Source organism: Pseudoxanthomonas mexicana (assembly GCF_010093385.1).
In the GTDB taxonomy this organism is placed as follows: Bacteria; Pseudomonadota; Gammaproteobacteria; order Xanthomonadales; family Xanthomonadaceae; genus Pseudoxanthomonas_A; species Pseudoxanthomonas_A mexicana.
On sequence record NZ_PDWV01000006.1, the window covers coordinates 26418 to 52159 of the forward strand.

23 protein-coding genes and 1 pseudogene are annotated in these 25742 nt (G+C 63.7%); 17 read left to right on the forward strand and 7 right to left on the reverse strand.

Features of this window, described 5'->3' with window-relative positions; translation table 11 throughout:
* Positions 1-2 precede the first annotated feature (2 nt).
* Genes rdgB through rph form a run of 3 tightly spaced genes read right to left on the reverse strand, consistent with a single transcriptional unit; the run spans position 3 to position 1747 of the window.
* Positions 3-596 (reverse strand): RdgB/HAM1 family non-canonical purine NTP pyrophosphatase, encoded by a 594-nt coding sequence (gene rdgB, locus CSC76_RS03770; protein ID WP_162108730.1) that lies wholly within the window; start codon positions 594-596, stop codon positions 3-5.
* 4 nt (positions 597-600) lie between these two features.
* Complete coding sequence (locus CSC76_RS03775; RefSeq protein WP_162108731.1) at positions 601-990, reverse strand: VOC family protein; 390 nt, start codon at positions 988-990, stop codon at positions 601-603.
* A 31-nt stretch (positions 991-1021) separates the two neighbouring features.
* Complete coding sequence (gene rph, locus CSC76_RS03780; RefSeq protein WP_162108732.1) at positions 1022-1747, reverse strand: ribonuclease PH; 726 nt, start codon at positions 1745-1747, stop codon at positions 1022-1024.
* Between the two features lie 111 nt (positions 1748-1858).
* Between rph and CSC76_RS03785 the strand changes: the two genes are divergently transcribed.
* The 6 genes from CSC76_RS03785 (at position 1859) to CSC76_RS03810 (ending at position 6875) form a co-directional block, all read left to right on the forward strand.
* Positions 1859-2719, forward strand: a complete 861-nt coding sequence (locus CSC76_RS03785) for a YicC/YloC family endoribonuclease (RefSeq protein ID WP_162108733.1) — start codon at positions 1859-1861, stop codon at positions 2717-2719.
* Positions 2716-3333 (forward strand): guanylate kinase, encoded by a 618-nt coding sequence (gmk, locus tag CSC76_RS03790; protein ID WP_162108734.1) that lies wholly within the window; start codon positions 2716-2718, stop codon positions 3331-3333. The genes CSC76_RS03785 and gmk overlap by 4 nt, the downstream gene beginning before the upstream one ends.
* Positions 3334-3466: 133 nt before the next feature.
* Complete coding sequence (gene rpoZ, locus CSC76_RS03795) at positions 3467-3766, forward strand: DNA-directed RNA polymerase subunit omega (RefSeq protein WP_162108735.1); 300 nt, start codon at positions 3467-3469, stop codon at positions 3764-3766.
* Positions 3767-3891: 125 nt separating this feature from the next.
* The gene (locus tag CSC76_RS03800; RefSeq protein WP_162108736.1) at positions 3892-6063 is read left to right on the forward strand and encodes a RelA/SpoT family protein; all 2172 of its coding nucleotides are present in this window, start codon (positions 3892-3894) and stop codon (positions 6061-6063) included.
* A 15-nt stretch (positions 6064-6078) separates the two neighbouring features.
* On the forward strand, positions 6079-6459 hold the full coding sequence (locus CSC76_RS03805) for a hypothetical protein (protein ID WP_162108737.1): 381 nt from the start codon (positions 6079-6081) through the stop codon (positions 6457-6459).
* 32 nt (positions 6460-6491) lie between these two features.
* Complete coding sequence (locus CSC76_RS03810) at positions 6492-6875, forward strand: RidA family protein (RefSeq protein ID WP_162108738.1); 384 nt, start codon at positions 6492-6494, stop codon at positions 6873-6875.
* Positions 6876-6969: 94 nt separating this feature from the next.
* Here the strand turns inward: CSC76_RS03810 and CSC76_RS03815 are convergent, their stop codons facing one another.
* A complete protein-coding gene (locus tag CSC76_RS03815; protein WP_202923479.1) occupies positions 6970-8007 on the reverse strand; it encodes an AraC family transcriptional regulator in 1038 nt (345 codons plus the stop codon).
* Positions 8008-8127: 120 nt separating this feature from the next.
* On the opposite strand from CSC76_RS03815, the gene CSC76_RS03820 reads away from it, so the two are divergent.
* The 9 genes and pseudogenes from CSC76_RS03820 to CSC76_RS03860 all read left to right on the forward strand — a co-directional run bounded on the left by CSC76_RS03820 (position 8128) and on the right by CSC76_RS03860 (position 22868).
* Positions 8128-9363: a parallel beta-helix domain-containing protein gene (locus CSC76_RS03820; RefSeq protein WP_162108739.1), complete on the forward strand. Its 1236-nt coding sequence runs from the start codon at positions 8128-8130 to the stop codon at positions 9361-9363.
* Between the two features lie 3 nt (positions 9364-9366).
* Positions 9367-10527 carry an SO2930 family diheme c-type cytochrome gene (locus CSC76_RS03825; RefSeq protein WP_162108740.1) on the forward strand — a complete coding sequence of 387 codons (1161 nt, stop codon included), beginning with the start codon at positions 9367-9369 and terminating at the stop codon, positions 10525-10527.
* Between the two features lie 57 nt (positions 10528-10584).
* Positions 10585-13035 carry a TonB-dependent receptor gene (locus tag CSC76_RS03830; RefSeq protein ID WP_162108741.1) on the forward strand — a complete coding sequence of 817 codons (2451 nt, stop codon included), beginning with the start codon at positions 10585-10587 and terminating at the stop codon, positions 13033-13035.
* An 88-nt stretch (positions 13036-13123) separates the two neighbouring features.
* Positions 13124-14053 (forward strand): annotated as a pseudogene (locus tag CSC76_RS03835) (OB-fold nucleic acid binding domain-containing protein); the annotation flags it as partial.
* 140 nt (positions 14054-14193) lie between these two features.
* Positions 14194-16653, forward strand: coding sequence for a hypothetical protein (locus CSC76_RS03840; RefSeq protein WP_155944770.1), 2460 nt, complete (start codon positions 14194-14196; stop codon positions 16651-16653).
* Positions 16654-17012: 359 nt separating this feature from the next.
* On the forward strand, positions 17013-18929 hold the full coding sequence (locus CSC76_RS03845; RefSeq protein WP_056881693.1) for a hypothetical protein: 1917 nt from the start codon (positions 17013-17015) through the stop codon (positions 18927-18929).
* Positions 18926-19522, forward strand: coding sequence for a hypothetical protein (locus CSC76_RS03850; RefSeq protein ID WP_162108743.1), 597 nt, complete (start codon positions 18926-18928; stop codon positions 19520-19522). The genes CSC76_RS03845 and CSC76_RS03850 overlap by 4 nt, the downstream gene beginning before the upstream one ends.
* Before the next feature lie 3 nt (positions 19523-19525).
* Positions 19526-21559, forward strand: coding sequence for a DEAD/DEAH box helicase (locus CSC76_RS03855; protein WP_162108744.1), 2034 nt, complete (start codon positions 19526-19528; stop codon positions 21557-21559).
* Positions 21560-21629: 70 nt separating this feature from the next.
* A complete protein-coding gene (locus tag CSC76_RS03860; RefSeq protein ID WP_155944768.1) occupies positions 21630-22868 on the forward strand; it encodes a site-specific integrase in 1239 nt (412 codons plus the stop codon).
* Between the two features lie 29 nt (positions 22869-22897).
* Here the strand turns inward: CSC76_RS03860 and CSC76_RS03865 are convergent, their stop codons facing one another.
* From CSC76_RS03865 to dmeF, 3 genes are all read right to left on the reverse strand, one after another.
* A complete protein-coding gene (locus CSC76_RS03865) occupies positions 22898-23539 on the reverse strand; it encodes an SEC-C metal-binding domain-containing protein (RefSeq protein ID WP_162108745.1) in 642 nt (213 codons plus the stop codon).
* A 239-nt stretch (positions 23540-23778) separates the two neighbouring features.
* Complete coding sequence (locus CSC76_RS03875) at positions 23779-23970, reverse strand: DUF1289 domain-containing protein (protein WP_056881679.1); 192 nt, start codon at positions 23968-23970, stop codon at positions 23779-23781.
* On the reverse strand, positions 23967-24947 hold the full coding sequence (dmeF, locus tag CSC76_RS03880; RefSeq protein ID WP_056881678.1) for a CDF family Co(II)/Ni(II) efflux transporter DmeF: 981 nt from the start codon (positions 24945-24947) through the stop codon (positions 23967-23969). Before dmeF ends, CSC76_RS03875 begins: the two co-directional genes overlap by 4 nt.
* Before the next feature lie 53 nt (positions 24948-25000).
* Here dmeF and CSC76_RS03885 point away from each other — a divergent pair, with 53 nt between their 5' ends.
* Both CSC76_RS03885 and CSC76_RS03890 read left to right on the forward strand, forming a co-directional pair.
* Positions 25001-25273 carry a metal/formaldehyde-sensitive transcriptional repressor gene (locus tag CSC76_RS03885; RefSeq protein WP_056881807.1) on the forward strand — a complete coding sequence of 91 codons (273 nt, stop codon included), beginning with the start codon at positions 25001-25003 and terminating at the stop codon, positions 25271-25273.
* Between the two features lie 123 nt (positions 25274-25396).
* Positions 25397-25723 carry a hypothetical protein gene (locus CSC76_RS03890; RefSeq protein WP_155944765.1) on the forward strand — a complete coding sequence of 109 codons (327 nt, stop codon included), beginning with the start codon at positions 25397-25399 and terminating at the stop codon, positions 25721-25723.
* The last annotated feature ends 19 nt before the right edge of the window (positions 25724-25742 follow it).

The window sequence follows — 25742 nt, forward strand, 5'->3', positions numbered from 1 at the left end:
GGCTAGGCCAGTGCGAGCAGGCGCTGCTTCAGCGCCGCCAGCGCCTTGCCGCGGTGGCTGATGCGGTTCTTCTCGTCCAGCGGCATCTCCGCGGCCGACTGGCCGAACTGCGGGTCGAAGAACACCGGGTCGTAACCGTGGCCGCCCGTGCCGCGGCGTTCGTGCAGGATGCGGCCCTGCCATTCGCCTTCGACGATCAGCGGCTGCGGGTCGTGCGCATGGCGCAGCAGCACCAGCACGCAGTAGAAGTGCGCGCCGCGCTGCTCGCCCGGCACCCCATGCAGCGCGTCCAGCAGTTTGTCGATGTTGCGCTGGGCGTCGCCGTGTCCGCCGGCATAGCGGGCCGAATAAAGCCCCGGCGCGCCGTTGAGCGCGTCCACGCAGATGCCCGAATCGTCGGCCAGTGCGGGCAGGCCGGTCTGCAGGCTGGCGTGACGGGCCTTGATCAGGGCGTTCTCGACGAAGGTGGTGCCGGTTTCGTCGGCGTCCTCCACACCCAGATCGGACTGCGCGACCAGTTCGATGCCGCTGTCGGCCAGCAGGCCGCGCAGTTCTTCCAGCTTGCCCTGGTTGGAGGAGGCGAGGACGAGTTTCATGCGGTCATCCTTTCGGTTGCAGCAGGTCCCAGCGGTTGCCGTAGGCATCGCGGAAGACGGCGACGGTGGCGTAGCTTTCTTCGCGCGGGGACTCGAGGAACTCGACGCCAGCCGCCGACATCCGCGCATGGTCGCGCCAGAAATCGTCCGTCTGCAGGAAGAAGCCCACGCGCCCGCCGGTCTGGTCGCCGATGCGCGCGCGCTGTGCGTCGGTGGTGGCCACGGCCAGCAGCAGGTCGGTGGTGCCGTCACCGGGCGGCGCGACGCGCACCCAGCGCTTGCCGCCGCCCAGGTCGGTATCCTCGCGCAGCGCGAAGCCCAGCGCGCCGCAGTAGTGCGCGATGGCGCGGTCGTAGTCGTCGACCAGCAGGGTGACCAGGCTGAGGATCTGCATGAGGATTGCCGGATATCTGGAGGAGCGGAACTCAGCCCGCCAGCGCAGCACGCTGCGCCGCGAACAGTTCGCCCATGCCCTTCTCGCCCAGGGCGAGCAGTGCATCCAGTTCGTCGCGGCGGAACGCATGGCCCTCGGCCGTGCCCTGCAGTTCGATGAAGCCGCCGCCGTCGTTCATCACCAGGTTCATGTCGGTGTCGCAGTCGCTGTCCTCGGCGTAGTCCAGGTCCAGCACCGGCGTGCCGCGATAGATGCCCACCGAGACCGCGGCCACCGCGCCATGGATCGGATCGCGCTTGATCTCCTTGCGCGACTTCAGCCAGTTCACCGCGTCCACCAGCGCCACGTAGGCGCCGGTGATGGCGGCGGTGCGGGTGCCGCCGTCGGCCTGCAGCACGTCGCAGTCCAGGGTGATGGTGCGTTCGCCCAGCGCGCCCCGGTCCACGCAGGCGCGCAGGGTGCGGCCGATCAGGCGCTGGATCTCCAGCGTGCGCCCGCCCTGCTTGCCGCGCGCGGCCTCGCGGTCGCTGCGGGTGTGGGTGGAGCGCGGCAGCATGCCGTACTCGGCCGTCAGCCAGCCCTCGCCCTTGCCGCGCAGGAAACCCGGCACCTTGTTGTCGACGCTGGCGGTGCACAGCACCCGGGTGTGGCCGAAGCTGACCAGCACCGAGCCTTCCGCGTGCCGGGTGTAGTTGCGCAGGATGCTGACGTCGCGCATCTGGTCGGGCTGGCGGCCGCTGGGGCGGGAAAAGGACATGGGGGCATCCGCGGTGAGGGGGGCGAAGTTTAGCAGTCCGTCCCCGGCACGCCGGGACGCCGGCGCCCGTACTGCTAAGATGCGCCGCTCATTGTTCGCATGGGCTTCCGCATGATCCGCAGCATGACGGCGTTCGCCGCCGCCGAACGCGCCACCGAGGGTGGCACGCTGGCGGCCGAACTGCGGGCGGTCAACCACCGCTTCCTCGAACTGGGCGTGCGCCTGCCCGATGAGCTGCGCGTGCTGGAACCGGCATTGCGCGAGCGCGTCGTCGCGCGGGTTTCGCGCGGCAAGCTGGACCTGACCCTGCGCCTGCGCGCGCCCGACGGCACCGGCGCGCTGCAGCTCAACCCGCGCGTGGTGGCGCAGTTGTCGGAACTGGCGCTGGACCTGTCCTCGCGCATGCCGAACCTGCGCACCGGGCTGACCGACCTGCTGCAGTTCCCCGGCGTGCTGCAGAGCAAGGGCGTGGACATGGAGGCCCTGCAGGCCGAAGCGCTGGCGTTGCTCGACGCGGTGCTGGACCAGTTCGTCGCCGCGCGCGAGCGCGAGGGCGGCAAGCTGGTCGCGGCGATCCTGGAGCGGGTGGACGGCATCGCCGCCCTGGCGGCCGAGGTGCGTACCCTCATCCCGCAGATCCGTGCCGGCCAGCGGCAGAAGCTGGAGGCCCGCCTGGCCGACGTGGCCCAGAACATGGAGCCGGGCAGGCTGGAGCAGGAACTGGTGTTGTGGCTGCAGAAGCTGGACGTGGACGAGGAACTGGACCGGCTGGACAGCCATGTGAAGGAGATTCGCCGCATCTTCACCCAGAAGGAGCCTCAGGGACGCCGGCTGGACTTCCTGCTGCAGGAGTTCAACCGCGAGGCCAACACACTGGGGTCCAAGTCCGTGGACATCCGCACCACCAACATCGCGGTCGAGTTGAAGGTGCTGATCGACCAGATCCGCGAACAGGCGCAGAACATCGAATGAAGCGCGGAACCCTCTATATCGTCGCGGCGCCGTCCGGGGCCGGCAAGAGCAGCATCGTCAACGCCGTGCTGGCCCGGGACGCCGAGATCGCCCTGTCCATCTCGTTCACCTCGCGCGGCGCGCGACCGGGCGAACGCCATGCGCAGCATTACCACTTCATCAGCGCCGAGGAGTTCGAGGCGATGATCTGCGCCGGCGATTTCTTCGAGTACGCCCGCGTGCACGGCGACTGGAAAGGCACCGCGCGCCAGTCGGTGGAGCCGCAGCTGGCCGCCGGCAAGGACGTGTTGCTGGAGATCGACTGGCAGGGCGCGCGCCAGGTGCGCGAGAAGGTGCCGGATGCGGTCAGCGTGTTCATCCTGCCGCCGTCGCGCCGGGCGCTGGAGCAGCGCATGCGCGCCCGTGGACAGGACAGCGAGGAGGTCATCCAGCGACGCCTGGCGGCGGCCCGCGAGGAGATGTCGCATTACGGCGAATTCGACTACGTGATCGTCAATGACGTGTTCGAGGAGGCGGTGGCCCAGATGCATGCCATCTTCACCGCCAGCCGGCTGCGCCGTGAGGCCCAGGATGTCCGCCACGCCGGCCTGATTGCCGCCCTGCTGGCCGATTGAGGGCGGCGCAGCGCCGGTTTTCCCGGATAACTGGTTGATTTTAAAAGAAAGGCTTGCCTTGCCGGGCCCCGCTGCCTACAATCGCCGCCCCTTTCCGTATTCACTGGGCGGCCAACGGTCGCCGGGAGCCCGCATGGCCCGCATCACCGTCGAAGATTGCCTGGAAGTCGTCAACAACCGTTTCGAGCTGGTCACCATGGCCGCCAAGCGCGCCCGCCAGCTGGCCAACGGCGTCGATGCCCAGATCGACAACACCGAAGCGCAGGACAAGCCGACCGTGCTGGCGCTGCGCGAGATCGCCGCGCGCAAGATCGACAACGACCTGATCGACCGCGTGGAGAAGGCCGAGCGCGAGCGCGCCGAGCGTGAGGCGCTGGAATGGGCCGCCGCCGAAGTGGTCGCCGACGACGACCTGTCCAAGGGCGACGACTGATCGCATCCGTCCATCGTTCCCATCGGAACGGACGATCGCTGGAAAGCCCGCGCAAGCGGGCTTTTCGCGTTTCCGGACGCCATGTGCGCGTTGCCGTGACGACCTGACTGGCATAGTCTGGCGGCATGAATCCAGGTCGTTCCGCCAAGGCCCTCCGCAGCCCGTCTTCATCGCGCGACGACGGCTTGCCGGATTACGTGGCCCAGTTCGAGAAGACGGCGGCGTACCTCCCCAGGGAGCAGCTGCCGCTGCGGCGGCGGGCGTGGGAAGTCGGTGCCGCCGCGCATGCCGGCCAGACCCGCAAGTCGGGCGAACCGTACATCACCCATCCCGTGGCCGTGGCGGGCGTGCTGGCCGAACTGGGCATGGATGCCGAGACGCTGATCGCGGCCATTCTGCACGACACCATCGAGGACACGCCGCTCACCCGTGAGGAAATCGCCGGCGAGTTCGGCGAATCCGTCGCCGAACTGGTCGATGGCGTCACCAAGCTGGACAAGCTGAAGTCCCGCGACCGCCAGGAAGCCGCGGCCGAAAGCTTCCGCAAGATGCTGCTGGCCATGTCGCGCGACCTGCGCGTGATCATGATCAAGCTGGCCGACCGCCTGCACAACATGCGCACCCTGGGCGCGCAGAGTGCCGAGGCCCGTGGGCGCATCGCCCGCGAGACGCTGGAGATCTACGCGCCCATCGCCCAGCGGCTGGGCATGAACCTGGTCAAGTCCGAACTGCAGGCCCTCGGTTTCCGCGCCCTGCATCCGTGGCGGCACGCGGTCATCGACAAGCACATCCGCAGCCAGCCGGTGATGCGCCGCGAATCGATGGCGCAGATCGAAGCGCACCTGTCGCAGCGGCTGGCCAAGGAGGGCATCGAGCACCGCCTGGTCAGCCGGGTGAAGACGCCCTGGAGCATCTACAACAAGATGCGCAGCGAGGGAAAGAGCTTCGACCGGGTGATGGACGTGTTCGGCTTCCGCGTGGTCGTCGATTCGGTGCCGTCGTGCTATCACGCCCTGGGCGCCGTACATGCGCAGTACAAGCCGCTGGACGGCCGCTTCCGCGATTTCATCGCCATTCCCAAGGCCAACGGCTACCAGTCGCTGCACACGGTGCTGTTCGGGCCGTACGGCTCGCCGATCGAGGTGCAGATCCGCACCACCGAGATGGACCTGATCGCCGAGCGCGGCATCGCCGCGCACTGGACCTACAAGTACGGCACCGACTCGCCCAACAGCGCGCAGAACCGCGCGCATGCGTGGATCGTCGAGCTGATCGACAACCAGCGCGCGGCCGGTTCGTCGCTGGAGTTCCTCGACAACGTGAAGGTGGACCTGTTCCCGGACGAGGTGTACCTGTTCACGCCGAAGGGCAAGATCCTGTCGCTGCCGCGCAATGCCACCGCGCTGGACTTCGCCTACGCGGTGCATACCGATGTCGGCAACCAGGCGGTGGCCTCGCGCGTGGACAAGAAGCTGGTGCCGCTGCGTACCAAGCTGGCCAGCGGGCAGAGCGTGGAGATCATCACCGCCAAGTCGGCCGCGCCCAAGCCGCAGTGGCTGGAGTTCGTGGTGACCAGCAAGGCGCGCACCGCGATCCGCCACCAGTTGAAGCAGCTCGAGCACGAGGACGCGGTGCAGCTGGGACATCGCATGCTCGACCGCGCGCTGGAGGACCTGGACAGCTCGCTCGAGCGCCTGCCGCAGCAGCGCCTGGAGGCTTTCCTCAGCGAGCACAAGTACCCGCGCCTGGAGGCGTTCCTGGCCGACGTCGCCCTGGGCAACTGGATGCCCTCGCAGGCGGCGCAGGCGCTGACCGCCTTCGCCGAGCTGCGCGGTGGCGGCCATTCGAAGCATTCGCAGGAAAAGATCCTGATCACCGGCGGCGAACGCGGCGTGGTCAGTTTCGCGCAGTGCTGCCAGCCGATCCCGGGCGACGAGATCATGGGCTATCACACCGCCGGCAAGGGCATCGTGGTGCACCGCCTGGACTGCCCCAACGTCACCGAGTTCCGCAAGTCGCCGGAACGCTGGGTGCCGATCGCCTGGGACGCCAAGGTCACCGGCGACTACGACGCCGCGCTGCTGATCGACGTGGAGAACCGTCCCGGCGTGCTGGCGCAGGTCGCCGCCGCGGTCGCCAAGAGCCAGTCCAACATCGAACGTGTGGAGTACCTGGAGCGCGACATCAACGTTGCCGTGCTGCGCTTCTCCATCCAGGTGCGCGACCGCAACCACCTGGCGGAAGTGATGCGCCGGTTGCGGCGGCTCAACGTCGTGCACGGCGTGCGTCGGCAGTAAGGAATCCACAAAGGTATGCGGCCTGCGCCCGAGATCGTCGGTTTCGAATTTGACTGGCTCGCGATCGATAAGGAAGGTCGTTTGGCGCTTTTTTCTACCGCAGGCTCAGGGATGGCACCAAAGTCTGCGATAGATGCCCGCGAATCGCTGGACGCCGTACTGTCGCTGATCGAGACGCCCAACTGGGGGACGGTGCACGTCTGGGATGACTATGCTTCTGTCGGTCTCTATGTGTACGACTGGGATCTTTCGAGTGGCGTTTATCGCCGTCTGAGAGTACCTGCAGGCTCGGCTAACCGCGCGCCGCTGGCATCGCTCAAGATCGTGGGTGGGGTACCACGTGTCGATTGCGACTTCGCGTTTCAGGACGACATACGACCCGAAATTCTGCGTTAGCACTGTCAAACTTTCTTCATACAGGACAACCCATGACCAAGCAGATCATCCACACCGACCACGCGCCCGCCGCCATCGGTCCCTATTCGCAGGCCGTGCGCGCCGGCACCACGGTGTACTTTTCCGGGCAGATCCCGCTGGATCCGGCCACCGGCAACCTGGTGGAAGGCGACATCGCGGCGCAGGCGCGTCGCGCGTTCGACAACCTCAAGGCCGTCGCCGAGGCCGCAGGCGGTTCGCTGGACCGGATCGTGCGCCTGGGCCTGTACCTGACCGACCTGTCGCAGTTCGCGGCGGTCAATGCGGTGATGCAGGACTACTTCGCCGCGCCCTATCCCGCGCGCTCGACCATCGAAGTGTCGGGCCTGCCAAAGGGCGCGGCGTTCGAAGTCGATGCGGTGATGGTGCTCGACTGACCGGCTGAGGCGCGGGGCGCCGGGACCGCCCGGCGCCGAACACCTTCGATCGGCGTTGCCCCGGGGAGGGAAACGCCGTGACGCGGGCGCTGCCCTACGTCGGCGTGCCGCGCATCTCGCTGGGCGTGTGCCCGGTCCAGCGCTTGAACGCGCGGCGGAACTCGCGCACGTCGGTGAAGCCGATCTGGCTGCCGACCGCGGCGATGGTCAGTTCCAGGTCCTGCAGCAGTTCGAGCGCGCGTTCGGTGCGCACACGGTCGTGCACGGCGCTGAAGCTGGTGCTTTCCTCGGCCAGCTGCCGGCGCAGCGTGCGTTCGCTCAGGTGCAGCGCGGCGGCGACATCGGTCATCTGCGGATTGTCGCGAAGGCGCGGGCGCAGCTGGCGTTCGACCGCCGCGGTGGTCTCGCCGCGCAGGGACATGGCGGCCAGCTGCGCCTGGCACAACGCCAGTGCCTGCCGTGAGGTCACCGGGTTGTAGCTGGCGAACGGCAGTTCCAGCCAGCGGCGATCCACCACCATCGCGTGCTGCGTCTGGTTGAAGCGGATCTCGCAGCCGAACAGGTCGTCGTAACGCCTGGCATAACGCGGTGCGGGATAGCCCAGTTCCAGCCAGAGCGGGCGGAAGTCGGGGCCTGCCAGCTCGCGCGCCAGCATCAGCGTGCTGGCGAACATTTCCTCGCACAGGAAGGGCAGCAGGTCGGCGGCCTCCTCCGGCGCCGTGGCGACGACGGCGAGCGCGCCATCTTCGCGATCCTGTACGTCCAGGTCCATCAGCGGGCCGAGGTTGCGCTGGTACTCCAGGCCGATCTGCACGGCGTCGCCGAAGGTGGGCGCGGTCTTCATCGCCAGGCCGAGCAGGCCGAAGTTGCCGCCGTTCTGCTTCTCGCCCATGGCCAGGCCCACGCCGTCGATCGGCAGGGTCGGCAGGGCGCGACGGATGATCTCGCTGGCCTGGCGGTAGGACACCCGCGCCTGCGGGTCGTGGATTTCCTGCACGTTGAGGCGCATGCCGGCGAACCAGCTTTCGGCATTCACGCCGAATTCGCCGGCCAGCAGCACCAGGCCGCACAACATGTTGGTCGGCAGGTTGGCCACCAGCAGGCGGTTGCCGAGTCCGGTTTTCCAGCGCATCGAAGCCCCTCCAGCTTGTCCGCTTTCCCCCCCTTAGTATGCCGCTCCCGCCCTCTGCGTGACGTGGGGCGGCGCACCAGACTGCCAGGCACTACGCAGCCGTATGGGGAGAGGCGATTCATGCAGCGCAGCATTTCCGTGGCAGTGGCCGGCGCCCTGGCGCTGCTGGCCGTGGGTTGCCAGCCCGACGCGCCTCCGGCGGCCGAGGTGCCCGCCGGCGACGCGGCCTTCGCCACCACCCTGCAGGAGCGCCTGTTGGATGCCAAGCCGGGCGACGTGATCGAGATCCCGGCCGGTCGCCACGCCTTCGACCGCAGCCTGACCCTGCGCGCGAGCGGGGTGACCATCCGCGGCGCCGGCATGGACAAGAGCGTGCTGAGCTTCAAGGGCCAGAAGGCCGGCGCCGAAGGGCTGCTGGTCAACGGCGACGACTTCACCATCGAGAACCTCACCATCGAGGACTCCAAGGGCGACGGCCTGAAGATCAGCGAGTCGTCCAACATCACCGTGCGCGGCGTGAAGGTGCAGTGGACTGGCGGCCCCAGCACCAAGAACGGCGCCTATGGCATCTATCCGGTGCTGACGAAGAACGTGTTGATCGAGGACACGGTGTCCATCGGCGCATCCGATGCCGGCATCTACGTGGGCCAGTCCGATGGCGTGATCGTGCGCCGCAGCCGCGCCGAGCAGAACGTGGCCGGCATCGAGATAGAGAACACCCTCAACGCCGACGTCTACGACAACGTGGCGACCGGCAATACCGGCGGCATCCTGGTGTTCAACATGCCGGGCCTGTCGCAGCAGGGCGGCAACATCCGCGTCTACGACAACAAGGTGATCGCCAACAACCACGAGAACTTCGGCGCCAAGGGCACGCCGGTGGCCAGCGTGCCAGCGGGGTCGGGCATCGTCATCAACTCCAACGACGACATCGAGATCTTCGGCAACGAGATCCGCGACAACGCGACGGCGAACATCATCGTCTCCAGCGTCTACTCCACCGGCTACAAGGACAGCAGCGCGTCACCGAACTTCGATCCGTATCCGGAGCGCATCTACATCCATGGCAACACGCTGTCCGGCGGCGGCGATTCGCCCGACGGCTTCGACCTGAAGGCGCTGAAGGTGGCGACCTACGGGCTGCGCGGCCGTTTCCCCGACGTGCTGTGGGATGGCTACTTCAACAAGGAGCGGCTGGTCGACGGCAAGAAGATCGGGCCGCAGATCTGCCTGCGCGACGTCAGTGGCGTGGTCAACGCCGATGGTCCCGGCGGTTTCGGCAACCCCAGCAAGGATGCGAAGGCCCACGACTGCGAGCTGCCCCGGCTGCCCGCGGTCGATCTGAAGCGCGGGTAAGGCATGCGCAAACCTTACTGGCACGGGCTCCTGCTCGTGATCGCCTCCCTGGGCCTGGTGCTCTCGGCGTGCCGTCCGTCGGCAGGCGTGCACTTCTTCGCCGAGGGGCAGCCGAAGACGCTGGATGAGTGGGGCGTGCTGCGCATCGAAGACGGGAAGCTCCGCCTCAACCCAGGCGTGGTGCCTTACGATCTCAACACGCCGTTGTTCAGCGACTACGCGCACAAGTTGCGCACGGTGTGGATGCCCGAGGGCACATCGGCGACGTACCGGCCGGAACAGAGTTTCGATTTCCCGGTGGGCACCATCCTCAGCAAGACCTTCTACTTCCCGCTGCCGGCAGGTACGACGTGGGACGGGAAATCCGTCGCGCGCACGCCGCCGTCGCAGTCCTCACTCGAAGGTGAAGCCCTCGATCTCGCCAAGGTGCGCCTGATCGAGACCCGCCTGCTGGTGCATCGCGCGGAGGGGTGGGTCGCGCTGCCTTATGTCTGGAACGAGGCACAGACGCAGGCCACGCTCAAGCGCACCGGCGAGCTGGTCACGCTGGATCTGGTCGACGCCGCCGGCGCGCGCGAGACGGCCGAGTACCAGGTGCCCGACCAGAATCAGTGCGGCGGCTGCCACATCACCGACAACAAGTCGCGCAAGTTGTTGCCGATCGGGCCGAAGGCCCGCCCCCTCAACCGCGCCTTCGACTACGCGGGGGGCCGCGAGACCCAGCTCGCGCACCTCGTGCGCGTCGGCTACCTGGCCGGCGTGCCGGCCAACCCGCCGCGGCTGGTCGATGCGATGGAGGCCGCGGCGCCGCTGGACGCGCGGGCGCGTGCCTACCTGGACATCAACTGCGGCCATTGCCACAGCGCCACCGGTCCCGCGATCACCTCGGGCCTGTGGCTGGACGCGCAGACGCAGGACCGACTGAAACTGGGCTTCTGCAAGCAGCCGATCGCAGCGGGGAAGGGGACCGGCAACCGCCTGCACGACATCGAGCCGGGGAATGCCGCAGCTTCCATCTTCGAATTCCGCATGGACAGCGCCGATCCCGCGATCATGATGCCGGAGGTCGGCCGCTCAGTCGTGCACCGCGAGGGCGTGCAGCTGATCCGCGACTGGATCAACGCGCAGCCGGGGAGTTGCGGGAGCGCTGCAGGGGAATCGTGAACATGCCGCCGGCACGTTGAGGCCGGCTTCCGCACCAACGCTTCTTGGGAGGGAGTGATGAAAGTGACGCAACGGAATCTGGTGGTCGGGCTGCGGCGCGCGCTGTTCGGCGGCTGCGTGGTGCTGGGGACGGGCGGTACGGCATGGGCCCAGTCGACGCCGCAGGGCGAGCAGGACGCCACCAACCTGGACGCCATCGTCGTCACCGCGCAGAGCCGCCAGCAGGAGCTGCAGGACGTGCCGATCGCGCTGCAGGTCGTGGACCAGCAGCTGCTCGATGACGTGGCGGCGGACAACCTGGGCGACATCGATGCCTTCGTACCAGGCCTGGTCGTGGATGCGGCGCAGCCGACCCAGCCTTCGTTCCGGCTGCGGGGCGTGGAGACCAGCGACTTCGGTATCGGCACCGATCCGGCGGTGGGCGTGTTCGTCGATGGCGTCTACGGCGGCCGCGGTGGCGGCGTGCTGCTGCCCTTCGTCGATGTCGAGCGGATCGAGGTGCTGAAGGGCCCGCAGGGTACGCTGTTCGGCCGAAACACGGCTGCCGGCGCAATCTCGCTGGTGACCCGGCGACCTCAGGACGAGCTGGAGGCCCGCCTGCGCCTTCGCCTGGGCAACTATGGCAAGCAGTACGCCGATGCGATGTGGAACCTCCCGACCGGCGACAACTCGGCCCTGCGTTTCAACGCGCTGTTCAACCACAGCGACGGTTGGTTCAAGGACGGTGCCACCGGCAAGGATCTGGGCGGCGAGAACGTGTGGGCCACGCGCGCCGCCTGGCAGGTGGGACTGGGCGATAACACCACCGCGCTGGTCAGCTGGGACCACGAGAGCCTGGACCAGAACGGCCGCGTGGCCACCGGCATCGTGCCGCTGCCAGCCTATCCGCAGCGGCCGCCGGCCCCGGTGGATCCCGACGACTCCCTCGATCCGCGCGACATCCCGACCTACAGCGACGCCACCAACGCCGAGTGGCGCACCTTCGACGGCGTCACCCTGATCGTGGACCACGCGCTGACCTGGGGACACCTGACCTCGACCACGTCCTGGCGGCAGTACGACGCGCTGAACCAGACCGAGGAGGACGGCACCAACCGCGCCGACCTGTACATCGACTCGGTCAACACCGAGAGCAACGAGACGTTCTACCAGGAGTTCAAGTTCGCCGGCAGCAACGCGCGTCTGGACTGGGTGGCCGGCGCCAGCTTCTTCAAGGAGGACGCCGATCAGACCAGCGAGGTGAACACCAATACCGCCGCGGTCGACAACATCGTGCGCAATCTTGGCATCGCGCCAACCCCGGACGGCAGCCTGTTCGGGTTCACTTCGTTCCTGGCCCAGAGTGCCGGCATCCCGGTCTCCCTGGTCGGCGACCGCTGGAACGAGCGCTTCACCAACACGCTGTCGACGACCGCCTACGCGGCCTTCGGCGACGTGATCTGGCGCGCCACCGACAAGCTCAACCTGACCTTCGGCCTGCGCTACACCCGCGACGAGAAGGACTTCACCTGGCTCAACACGCCCCGCAACGCGCCCGAGCTGGAAGCCAAGCTGGACCTGCTGGAATCGCTGGGCTTCTTCGATGCGCTGGCGCAGATGGGCATCCCGATCACCCGCGAGCTGCTGACCTTCGACATGGCCTTCATCGATCCGCCGGCGATGGTCAACAAGGGCGTGCTGGTGCGCGACAAGCGCAGCTGGAGCGACTTCAGCCCGCGCTTCGTCGTCGACTACCACTTCAACGACAGGGCGATGGTGTTCGGTTCGCTGGCCAAGGGCTACAAGGCGGGCGGTTTCAACGCGCTGCAGATCGGCCCGGCGTTCGAGAACGAGGACGTGTGGAACGCGGAAGTGGGCATCAAGCAGTCGTTCGGCCGCTTCTCCTACAACGCGTCGCTGTTCCACTACCGCTACGACAACCGCCAGTCGATCCGGCTGATCGATCCGGACCCGAACAATCCGGTCGACATCCCGCGTTTCGTGTTCGACACCGGCGATCTCGAGGCCACGGGCATCGACTTCGACATGCGCTGGAAGGTGACGGACGCCTTCACCCTGGACGCGCAGGCGGAGTGGATCGACTCCAAGTACAAGGACTACGTGACGCCGGAAGGCGTGGATCTGGACGGCGAGCCGACCGGCGAGCCGCGTTTCACCGCCTCGGTCGGCGCGGCCTACAAGATGAGCCTGGGCGACAGCGGCGACCTGCGCTTGTCCGCGCGCCATGCCTACCGCGGGCGCACGCGCTGCAATGCGGGCTCGGACCTGCAGGGCGACTGCGGCGTGAACGCCCTGCTGGACATCGGCGAGCCGCGCGAGCGCACCGATGTGCGGGTCGGCTGGACTTCGCCGCAAGGCACCTGGAGTTGGGCCGTCTACGGCAACAACATCTTCGACAACCAGTACGTGAAGGGCCTGAACACCTATGGCCGCGGTCCGCTGGGCGTCGTCGGCGCGACCATCAGCGAGCCGCGCACCTACGGGATGGAAGTGGCCGTGAAGTTCTGAGCCGCGCGGCGACGCGCTGGACGTGGGCACCCCGGCACCTCACGGTGCCGGGGTTTTTGTTTGGCGCTTATCACGGCATGCTTGTGCGATGCCCGTGCGTCGCAACGTCCCCGTCGTCGATCTCTCCGCCGAACCCCTGAGCCGCCTGCCGGGCGTCGGTCCGCGCGTGGCGGAGAAACTGGCGGCGCGCGGCCTGGTGACGTTGCAGGACCTGTGGTTGCACCTGCCGCTGCGGTACGAGGATCGCACGACGCTCACGCCGATCCGGCTGCTGCAGCCGGGCGTGCCCGCGCAGGTGGAAGGCCGGGTGGAAGCCGTCGAGCGCGGCTTCCGCTATCGCCCCGTGCTTCGGGTGGCGATAGGCGACGAAGGGCATGGCACGCTGGTGCTGCGGTTCTTCCATTTCCGCGCGGCGAAGGTGGCGCAGTTCGCGGTGGGCACCCGCCTCCGCTGCTACGGCACGCCCAAGCCCGGCCAGCATGGGCTGGAGATCATCCACCCCAGCTACCGGGTGCTGGGCGAAGCGGACGACGTCGCGCTGCGCGATGCGCTGGACCCGATCTACCCGGCCGTCGAAGGGCTGGGCCCGGCGACGCTGCGCAAACTGATCGGTCAGGCACTCGAGCGCCTGCCGGAAGCGGGCGCGCTGGAGCTGCTGCCCTCGCCGTTGCTCGAAGGCCTCGGATTGCCGTCGCTGCGCGACGCGCTGCTGACCATGCATCGTCCGCCACGCGATGCGGACGTGGCCGCGCTGGCGCTGGGGACGCACCCGGCGCAGCGCCGGCTGGCGATCGAAGAGCTGCTCGCGCACCACCTGAGCCTGCGGCGCCAGCGGCTGGCCCTGCAGCAACACCGGGCGCCTGCGCTGAAGGGGCGGGGCACGCTGGTGAAAGCGCTGGTCAAGGCCTTGCCGTTCGCGCTGACCGGTGCGCAGACGCGCGTCTTCGAACAGATCCGCGAGGACATCGCGCGCCCGTCGCCGATGCTGCGCCTGGTGCAGGGCGATGTGGGCACCGGAATGTTAGCATCGATGGGCGTACACAGAAGACCTTTTCGATGCAGAAGAGCTCCAATAGGCTACCAAAGCCTGAAGGAAAGAGGGCGGGGCTTACCTTAAGCGCTCAGAGTAAGCGGGGTGCCCTTCGATGGCATGTCAAGTTGTTCCTGGCGTACTTACTAGATGCCATCCAGGAGTCCTGGCGGGAAGGCGCTCGGGCGCGCCGTCCAAAAGACATCAAGGCAACGGTGGCTGTCCACACCAAATGTGGCGCGATCCAAATCCCCTTGCTTCGGCCAGCAGGTGGATGGACTGAAAAGCTTCTGGAGCGCATTCAATCCACATTGAAAGAGCAGGCTGATCTCGTGTGGGTCGGAGCTACACAGTGTTTGGAAAGCGAAGCGTTTCCCCGCTCTTCACTGAAAGCCCTGGTGACGCGTCTAGTGGGGCGGGTTTATCCGCCCTCTAGAATGGAAGCGGTGATTAAGAAGATGGAAGCATTCCTCGCAGACTATGCAATCTGCGAGAAGCGTAACGAAGCGAAAGTCTGCCATGCCAGCGCAATCATCGAACAAGCCGAAGCCCGCGGCTTCTCTAGCAGCGCGATAAGCGTAACGCCAAAGGGGCCACGAGCGCGCCTGGTTGTCATCTTCTCGCAGCTACGGCTGCGACTTCCCGGCGGCCCTGGAACCGGGGAGTGGGCGGCACTTCAAGAGAGAATGAACGCGGCCGCCGTCAAATTCAAAGCGTGCCAAGGCAACTTAGTCTTCCTCCCGACAGAGAACAACCCCCACGGACGTAGGACATACCCAGGGTACGTTGTGGACTTCGAACAACTGGGAGTTCGGCAGGGCGGCCTCTTGACGGAAGTGTTGGATGCGATGCCAACTCCCGTAAGTCATCAGTACTTCCAAAGGCTGATGCGTCACGTTGAATGGATCTGCGCGACGTCGTGCATTTCGCAAGCTAGGGTTCGTGCAATCCTAAGCTCACGATCTGACATTCTTCAGGAAGATGATCTCCAAGTTCTCACCAATGCACTGATCTCATGTTGTGATGCCCGCCCTCTAGAGCCGCGGTCAAGAAGCGGCTACCTGAGCGCGTTCCAAGAGGCCTTTCATGGCGCATTTCAATCGCTAGGAACTCGTGCGAGCAAGGTTCAACTGGATAGCACGAAGCACTGGGCGAGAAGAAGTCGCGGACTCATCAGTGAGGTTGCCGATCCTGGAGCGATATCGCCGGAGAACCGCCCTCCAATCATTCACGTCGTAGGAGGTGATGGCGCACTGAGTAGAGAGCGTGCTGCGGAACACTTGGAAGATAGGCTGAAGCGTATCGAGAATGCGTGTGACCATGCATTAGCAGAGTTCATCAACTGGCGGAAATTCATGCTTCGCGCCGGTGAGATGGGCGTTGATGACTCTTTCCGGTCCTACGTGGATCAAATGAAGGGGCTTGGTGACGGGCGAGAGGATTTCCGGCAATGGCTGAGAGGTGCTGCCACTGAGGACATTGCAAGAGTCACCTTCTTTGCCGCTCAGAAGCACGAGCTTTATCGAGAGGCTCGCGATAGGGAGCTTCGTTCGAATGTCCACCAAGGTCGCTTCAACCGCGCATTCGGACGGATCAGCGAAGAGTACCCAGAACTGGTGAACTGGTGCGGAGGTCGTTCATCACCATTCTACTCTTTTGCCATTCAAATGATCTGGTGGGTGCCACGCTGGGTTCAGTTGGCAATTGAAATGAAGATACAGATAGTCACTTCATGGAATCGCGACACGGTGAAGCATCTGGAGGCTAATGGGGTTCGTCGCGAGGGGGCGCGATTGGAGTTCCAGTCATTGAAGGGAAAAAATGGAGAGATGGAAAACGCCAGTGTGGAGCCGGTCGATAAGCTCCTTCAGGCTGGCATCGATCTTATGATTGAGCACAACGCCAACGTCGATCGCTACTGGTCTCGCGAATCGCCAGGCTTGTTTGTTACCTTCATCGAGAAAGGGGTGGGCCGTCGAGTCTTTGGGCGAGGTACAGACCATAAAATTCTGTCGAGATTCATTGCCTACTACGAGCTTCCGCACTTTACACGGGAGCAGCTTCGAAATCAGAGCGCGGGTGCTGACTATCTTAGCCATGACGATCCACATGCGACACAAGGACGCCTGGGGCACACAAGCATCAGGACAACTGCGGGCTATCTTGACGGCACCGTATTTCGGGTATTGAACTCAGCCAACATTGCGAAGTTCCAGAAGGTGCTAAGCGCCTCGATTGTGTGGGCCGCTGGTGGCGAGGATGCGGTGACAAAGAGCGGGATGCCTCTTTCGTACGTGGACAAGAGGCTGCTATTTCCCGTGAGTGACAGTGCGGTGACGGATCGTCTGATGCCGCCGGAGTGTGACGTCTGGATGGTTGACCCAGAGCAGCCTTTGGTACTGGACAAGATCAGGGTCATGCATCTCATTCGACAGAGGGCCTACTACGCACAGAACTGGCAAAGATTACGCGCTGAATCATCGGAGAGATTCTCCAAGGTCCATCTTCCACGGATCGAGTTTACAGCCGCACTCTGGGCACTCATCTCGGACTCCGAGTATGCGTGTTTGCTGGAGCAGAGGGTATGAAAAAAGGCGTGAAAGTTGACGCTGGTTTGATTGCGCCATCGCCAAACCGAGATTCAGATGAGGGCGCTTGGCCCACGGGAGTTGCACGAGATAGAAGGATTCTAAGCGATTGGAATGACCCGGTTCTACGGGTGGCCAACGGTGACAAGATTAGGCTCATCGACCTCTCCCGAATTCCGCTGCCAGCCAATGGTCCTGACGGACCCTTCTCGGAAAGCTTCACTCTTGGGAAATTTCCGCACTGGGTAGATGTTGCGCGCGCGCAATTTTGCAACGTTCTGTCAGCCGGGACCGGGCATGACGCTCTAGGTAAAGCGGTCAACTCGCTCAATCATACGTCCAGGTTTTTCGCATGGTGCGTGAAGAATCGGATCTACAAGTTGGCCGATGTGACCTTGGACGATATGAGGAGGCTGGCGCTCGAGTTGCAACCCAAGGGGTGGTTCAGCGCCCTAAACACGGAGGCCGAGCTGAGGGAGCTAGTCAGGCGCTGCGAAGACGATAAAGCCCTACTTCTGCAGGTTGCTTCATCTCATGATGGGGCGACTTGCAGCATCTCTTCGGAGCGACTCTCCTCTTACCTTGGATACGTAGTCACATCGCGGGAGTATCCGATGTTCCTCCGTAAGGAAATAGCTGGTCTGATGCAGAAGGTGACAGTCGGGGCGGAACGGAGAAGCGACGATATGCAGCCCTGGTCCGAGGCGTCGTTCAAGAACTGCTTCGGTGCACTGAATGGACTTTGCATTCTTCCCGCGACGCTTGACAGGCTGAGCTTTGAACCCTTCGCTAACGCCCGGCTTCATGCGCGCCTTGCCAACGGGATTCCGGATGGGCGGACCGCCAACTTGACGGTGGAGGATGCTGCTAAGTTGCTAGCGGAGTCGCTTGAGTGGCTTTACAACAAGGCTGATGCAGTTATCGAGCTCGTGGCGTTCTGGCGAGAGACGCTTGTTGGGACAGCATCTGAGTACAAAGGCGAGGCGAACGTCAGCACGCGCGTGAATGCAGCGATACGTGAACGATACGCAGAGCTAAAGTCGCGTGTGGACTTTCCCTATGAAGTGGCCTCGTTCACCACTGCAACCGGTGAGAGCATCTCCCTGCTGGTGAAGAATCTCTTGACGGCGGCTTTCGTCCTGATTGCCATTACGCAAGCAAGAAGAAAGAATGAGGTAGTCGGAGAGGGGAGTCGGCCATGGGGCATCTACGCGGCGTGCCTTGAGAAGATTGATCCCGATATCGATGCATATGCCCTGGACATCTACATCGAGAAGACCTGGAATGCCTGGATGAAGATGCCGGCATCAGCGCTGACGGTGCATGCAGTGGACGTGCTGACAAGATTGAGGGCCGCCGCTCTTCCCGGCGAGGAGGTCGGAACCTCGGATCAGGATAGGCGTGCCCAGAAGCTGTTCTCCTTCCCCGGCAGCGCGGCGCTTCTCGGGGATGCGAGCGCCATGTTTGGTTTTTCCTTTGACGAACACAGCGGGGAACTGTATTCGCTGGCGGGAGTTGCTGATTCTGAACGCAAGACTCACATGTTCCGACGTTTCTTTGCGCTGGTGTACTTCTATCGATGGGAACACCCCAAGTTGCAGGCCTTGTCGGAGTTCCTTGCACACTTTGATCTCGAAACGACCAGGGTCTACATCACCGACCCAGCCATGCGAGACAAGGCAGATCGAATTGAGGCACTACATCGGCACAGAGCGGATTGTTTCCCAGAGCAAGAGATGTCAGAAGCCCAGCGCCACTACGCGGATGCGCAGTTGGATGCGATGCTAACTTCCGACGGTGCCGGGGGGCCAATGACGAGGCGTGTACATCGTTGGATTCAGCGCATCTGGCGGCACGTCGAGTTTCCTGATCGCGACCCAGCGACCCTGAAAAGCGAAATCCGAAAGCAGTTTAAGAGCAGGGGGTACGCGCCAACCCCGATGTCTCATGGGGTCTGTTGGGCGGAAGAATCTGGCGCGCGGGTCGGCTTGAGAGGGCGTTGTAGCAAGGAGGGGACAATTCGTAGGGAGCTGGCAGGAGTGGATATCTGCGGCGCCTGTGTATTTCACAGTACATCGAGCTCCTTTTTGCTGAACGTGGAGCAGGATGCCAAGCGCCTGGATGAGCAGGCAGCTCTGGCAACCGACCCGCGAGAAGCGCAAGTTCTTCGCGCCACCGCCTCGTGCTCTCGAGAGCTTGTAGAGTTGGAACTGTCGCTTATCCAACGTCAGCGATGCCCACTGACCAAGCCACCAGGAAAGAAGGTGCCGGAATGAGTGTCTCTGATCAGCATGTTTCACGTCGCTTGCGTGCTCAGGCAGATCTTGCCATGAGTGCAAAGAAGGATCTCATGACGCGCTGGGCGCGTGATGGAGTTCCCGTGTGCGTCGGCTCGGAGCATCCAAAACAGCTTGAGTGGTATCCGACCAGTCTTCGGAGCTTCAGTGCCTGGGATGGTAGTCAGAACTCTGCGGCGGTCCGTGAGTCCGAACCGCTTCTTCGCAAGACGGCGTTCCAAACGCTCAAATCTAATGCCTCGCTGCATCTGGCTATCAACCAGTTGCTTCGCCAGTTGGAGGTCACAGCCGAAGCTTGTCGGAGAGCCTTGAATCCTGAGCTTGCTGTGGAAGATGCAAAGGAGAAGGCGGAGGTCGAGCGCGCTAAGCGCGCCGGAGCACTACTGGGGTATCGTCAGGCAAGAGCCGAAGTCCGCACGGCCCGGAGAGATCTCGGTGCCGAGAAGAGGGCGCACCAGGGAACCTTGGGGCTGCTAAGGGAGAAAGAGCGCGAACTGGCTCAGGCACATGAGCAAATCGCAGCGCTAACTAAGACCTTGCGTAAGACGACGAGCCTCAAGTCGGTTCGATAGATGATGCCGCCAGAACAGAGACAGCAAATCACCGCCATGTATCACCATCATGACCTCGCTCCTGGCCTGGCACTTGCTGTGGCTCTGGGTGCGGGTATAGAGCCCGCGAAGGGCTTTAAAAAGCTCCAGTCCACGGGCCTGGTGGAGCGGTGGCAGGTACCGCTCTACCTTCCGTCGCGCTATCTAGATGCGCGAGTACCCATTGAGCGCTTCTTTGGCCTTACCGGCCAGGGACAGGAAGTTGTAGTTGTGGGACGTTACGCAGGCAACATGCGTACGAAGTGGGGTGCAGGGCGCTGGGGAGGCAAGCGCAGCCCGCAAGCGCAAGGGGCACTCCTTGATGAGGAGGGGATGCAGCTACGTTTCTCGGTCTTCGGCGATGCGCGAACGCTGCAGAAGACACTCGAAGAGTCCGAGGGGCCGATCGCACTCGCGGGTACGCTTACCCAGGTGGGCGCGCATGTCTATTTGAACAATCCGACATTGCTGGATCAGAGTCTGATTGGTGCGGTAGTGCCCCACTACCCAGGCAAGGCGCGGGTGCTGTCCCTGGCCATGGCCCGTCGAGTCATGGCAGCTCTACTGCCGTCTACCATCCCCCTGTGTGCTGCAGAACTCCGAGCAAGGGCACGAGCCTTTGTGAGCGACGGGCAACTGAGAAGACTGCTGGGAAGGCCCGAAGGAACCCTAGAGGACTTGCTGGTTAGAGCCCACTTCCCTTCGTCGCCGGACGTGGGAGAGCGCGCGCAATGGCACCTTGAGCGTTTGTCAGCGCTCATCACGGTGGGGGATCTTAGGGCAGCCAAGCAGTGTCCAGTCGCGGTGAGAAAGCCGCTGGCCCTCTCGCCTTGGCAGGATCTCGCATCGCGTGCGCCTTTTGTCCTCACGCACGAGCAGGCTAGGGCGGTCGATCGCCTGACAGAGCGCTTTGGTGGGACAGAGGCGTCCTCTACCTTAATCAATGCCGATGTCGGCATGGGGAAGTCGATCGTCTACCAAATGGCGGTTGCCTCCGCTGTCCGTTCGGCTGCACGCGCGGCCGTTCTCCTGCCCAACGAACGACTGGCTGTGCAGGCTCATCAGGAGATCTGTCGTCTATTTCCTGAGTTCGATGCCGCCCTGGTTACCGGGAAGACGAATGATCGAGCGATGACGAACGCGCGTTGGCTCGTCGGAACAACGGCCCTACTGTTTCGTGACATTGGCCACTTGGATGTGTGCGTCATCGATGAGCAGCATCGCTTCTCGGTGGAGCAGCGACGTGCCTTGGTAAAGGATGGAACGCATGTTGTCGAGATCAGCGCCACTCCTATTCCTCGCACACAGGCCATGCTGCTGTACGGGAAGTTGGATGTGCTGCGATTGACGGAACGCCACAGTCCGCAAGACATCCGTACCCAGATTGTGCATCGAAACGGCACATCGGACATGGTTGAGCATCTCAGGAGCCTGCTGAATGCAGGCGCTCGAGTTCTGATCGTGTGTCCTCGGAGGGAGGAGGGGGAGGACGATGAAGGGCCTGACCTTCCATCGGTGGCGCGCGTGGCACATAAGTGGAGCACCATGTTCCCTGGATTAGTGCGCGCCCTGCATGGGGCCTCGGGTGAGGCGGATGTACACCAGGCTTTCGAAGACATGGCAACGGGCGCTGCCCGCATCTTAGTCGCCACAACCGTGGTTGAGGTGGGCTTGAACATTGCCAATCTGCGAGGCGTCGTTATCGTCCATGCAGAACGCTTTGGTCTGTCGCAGCTACACCAGTTGCGTGGGCGCTTGGCACGGGAGGGGGGAGAGGGTCACTGCTACTTGTACCTGCCCCGCGCGGTGGGTTTAGATGCAGATGTAAGGCTACAGGCGCTGGTTGATACCAACGATGGATTCGTTCTTGCCGAACACGACATGAGAATACGCGGCATTGGGGATGTCTCAGACGCCGGTGCTCGCCAGCATGGCAGCGCCGGTAGCCTTCTGATGAATCGCCAAGTAGGTATGTCCACTGTCATGGAGATCATGGAGATGCTCGGTGACGAGGACTGAAGCTTTGGTGGAGTGGGTAGGAGTCGGCACTGAGCGTTTGCCAGTCTTCTACAACGCGAAGCTACGTCTCATGGACGAGTTTCATGACTACGTGTGCTATGTCGCCGAGACCGAGGCCAAGAGTGGATCGAGCCAAGCGTACACATCCAAGGTGCAAGCAGTGTCATACGCGTTGCTGGCGTGGCTGCGATTTCTGGACGGCACAAGCGCCAGTTGGAAGGATGCCGACAATGCCAAGCTACGGGGATTCAAAGATCTTGCGCTTAAGCGGGTGAAAGCATCGGTGCGTGGCAAGGGGAATGAGAACGCAGCAAAGCGAACGGTCAATATCCAGCTCAAGTGGATCTACCGCTACTACGCTTGGGCAGAGCGGACGGAGCGATGCGGAACGATTCTTGGGCCCGGCGAAGACGCGCCGATCAAATCGACACTCAACATGCCCTCGGCTAACAGTAAACGGAAAAGTGGTCTGGACAAGAATGCCTATCCGCTGCTGTTCGGGAGATTGGGGAATCGATCGGGTGCTCAGTACTTTGCGAGCGGCCAAGACAAAAGGAAGGTCGCGGAAGTCCTGTCCGAGGCAAACGACCCTTTCATCGCTGAGCGAAACCTCATCATTCTTGAGCTCGCATCACGTGTAGGTTGGCGTGCCGGCACAATGACGTTTCTGGAGAGCGGTGACTTTCCAACGCATCCGAATGAGAAAATGCCTGGCGATGGCGTTCCGATCCGACCCGCGATTCAGAAAGGCGGACACTCTGACTCATTTGGCGTTCCTCTAACGCTTGCTCTACGCATCTCACGATTCATTCAATGGCGAGAGCGCTGGCTGATTCAGGGGGGATGGAGTGAGAAAGAAGCGAAGGGTCGACTCTTCGTGAGTGGGAAAACCGGCACGCCCCTGGGCAACAAGACGATAACGCAGATGATTGGCTCTGCTTTCAGGAAAATTGGGGTTGAGGCCGGTCGCGGCGCGGGCGTTCACTCGTTTCGTCGCAAGTATGCAGAGGATTCCACGCGCGACGATCTTTCCTCGCGGCGCGCGGGCGGCTACTCGACCGCGATGGAGGATGTCATGCACGGCACCGCTCATAGGCTGGGGCACAGGAGCTTGTCCTCTCAAGTGGCCTATCAGCGAGCAGTCCATGCCAGTACGCATAAAGACCACACACATGAGCTGCGAACGAGCTTGGAAGAAGCCGAATCAGAGCTCGCAGTAGCCAAGGCGGAGAACGCTGCGCTGCGGGCGGAGCTATCTCGACGAGGCGCTCCTGCTAACCCGAAAGGCGGAAAGAAGAAGTTGCGATAGGGCGCACGGCGCCAGCGACTACTCGGAATTCATGGGCCGCAGCACTTCTTCCACTTTCGTCCGCTACCGCATGGGCAAGGATCATTTCGACCGATTTTTTGGTTGCCTTCTCCGCCTCGAAGCACTTGCCTCATGGCGGCATTCCGTGACACTGGCGGGACCTGTTCCTCTCGGGCCACAGCGGCATCGAGTTGATCATCCTGATGCCAAGGTTCTGCCAGTCGCATGCCGAATCTTAGCCGGGCCTGGTCTGGGGCCAGGCACAGGCCGAACCATAGGTCGGCCTTCTGCAGGTATTTTCGGCGCGTCGTCAGCACGGCCAGCCTCTGAGACGCCTCTAGGTCATTTTCCGCACTGATCAGCACCGTGAGTCCACTCTTATCCGCGAACATGAGCGCGAGGCTGTGCGGCTTGCCATCACGGGCGGCCTGCTGCGCCTGCCCGTCAATCAGCCGGTTGAGATCGTCCCGCGTTGGGCCATCTAACTCCAACAGTTGGAATCCCTGATCAAGAACCGCAGGCTCAGGTCTGACTTGAATCTCTTGCAAGATGCGGCTTAGCGTCGTTCCTTCATGGTGGGTCAGTAGCCCTGGTGGCGTCGCGGCGCCAGGTAGTGCGCGTCGTCGCGCGGCCATAGCGATGTCAATGCCGAGCGAGAACCCCTCATCCATGTGCACCAGTTTCTGCTCGTCATCAAACCAGAGGTTGTGCCGAGCGCTATGGCAGTTGGTCGTTGCTGCTGAGCTGGGTGCCGATCATTGGTGATCCGCTGACCTTGGCCGCCGGGGTCATGAAAGAGCCGCTCTGGCGCTTCCTGCTGCTGGTGACGCTGGCCAAGGTGGGCCGTTACCTCGTGCTGACGCTGATTACCCTGCAGGTGCTGTAGCCGTCGCTGCGCTCGTGCGCAAAGCTATGACGGCTGGCCGCGACGTGCCTGGATCTTGGCCCGCCGCCGCGGCACGTGCGACAGAATGCTGCGTCGCTTGTGCTCGGTGTACTTGCGCCAACTGCGGATCTCCTCGGTGGTGCGAAAGCAGCCCACGCATACGTCGGTCTTCCGATCGAACTGGCAGATGTCCGTGCAAGGGGAGGGGCGGCTCATCGCGGCGTTTCACTGAGCGCGGTCCGCGCCTCGATGGTCACGTGCACGATCTCCTCGTGAATGGCCAAGGCATGCTTGAAATGATCCGGATGCACGGGATCTTCGGTCACGACCTCGGCCACACAGGCGAACTTGCCACGGCCTACCTGCCAGACGTGCAGATCGCTGATACGCGCCGGCACCGAGCCTTGCTCGATGGCTTCGCGGATTTCTTCCACTACGGGAGCATCCATCTGCGCATCGAGCAAGACCTTGCTGGTCTGGCGAATCAGGCCCCAGGCCCACACCGAGACCAGGGCCGCGCCCACTAGCCCCATCACCGGGTCCAGCCAGGCCGCACCGAAGTACATGCCACCCAGCAGCGCGATGATCGCCAACACGGAGGTCGCCGCATCGGCGATGACATGCAGGTAAGCCGAGCGCTGGTTCAGATCGTGATGGGCGCTGTGTCCGTGATCGCCATGATGCTCATGGTGATGGTGATGGTGATGGTGATCGTCGTGCCCGTGCCCGTGATCATGGTGATCCCGCAGCCACCAGGCGCACAGCAGGTTGACCGCCAGGCCCACGATGGCAATGGCAATGGCCTGCTCGTAGTGGATGGTGCTGGGGCGGAACAGGCGCTCGATGGACTGGAAGGCCATCAGGCCTGCCACACCCAGCAGCAGGATTGCGCTGGTGTAACCGCCCAGGATTTCGATCTTCCACGTGCCGAAGGCAAAGCGACGGTCCTGCGCGAAGCGGCGCGCACAGGCGTAGGCGAAGACCGACAGGCCCAGTGCCAACGCGTGGGAGCTCATGTGCCATCCATCGGCCAACACGGCCATCGAGTTGTACCACCAGCCTCCGGTGATCTCCACGACCATCATGATCAGGGTCAGGATCATGGCCCGACGCGTGTTGCGCTCGGCGAGCGGGTTGCCTTGGTCGAAGGCGTGGGAATGGCGCCGCGTAGCGGCCAGGGCATCGAGGTTCATGACGGGGCAGGGATGGGTTGCTGGATACCCCCATAGGGTATATGATCGCTTCCATGGCGCATACCCACCGCGACAAAAAGAAGCTGCTCACCCGCGTTCGCCGCATCGGCGGTCAGGTCGCGGCATTGGAGCGCGCACTGGAAGCCGAAGGCGACTGCGGTGATCTGCTGATCCAGATTGCCGCGGCTAAGGGCGCCATGCATGCGCTGATGATGGAAGTGCTCGCCGGTCATCTGAGCGAGCATGTGGTGACCGCCGAAACCGAGGCCGAGCGGGCCAAGGAAGCCGGCGCCATCATGGACTTGCTGACCCGTTATGCCCGTTGATCGCAGACCGTTGGTGGGTGCTGCTTTCCCGAACGTCTGTGCTGGACAGGCCCGTCCTTAACCCCGTAGGCTAATGCAGTGATCCGGTTTTCCGCCCGCGCCAAGAGTGTCTTGCACGTCAGCATGCTGTTGCTGCTGGTGCTGGGCGTTCTCGTGCGGCCGGCACTGAATTTCGTGGGTGAAATCCACGGGGCCGCGCATGCGGCCGAAGTCGCGAGCGAGCACGGCCACGGCCATCCTGGCGATGCCCTCGATGCCGATCACGACCAAGACCACGCCTCGGGCACGCACCTGCTGATGCACCAGGCCGATTCGGGTTCTTCCTCCGGCCTGCTCACCAGTTTCCGCCTGCCGCCCGTCGAAGTGGCTGCCTCTCAGCGTCTGCAGTGGACGCCGGCTTCTTCGCTTCCCCAGCGACTCTCTTCGCCGTTTAGACCTCCGATTGCCTGATGACAGGGCCGGCCGCCGT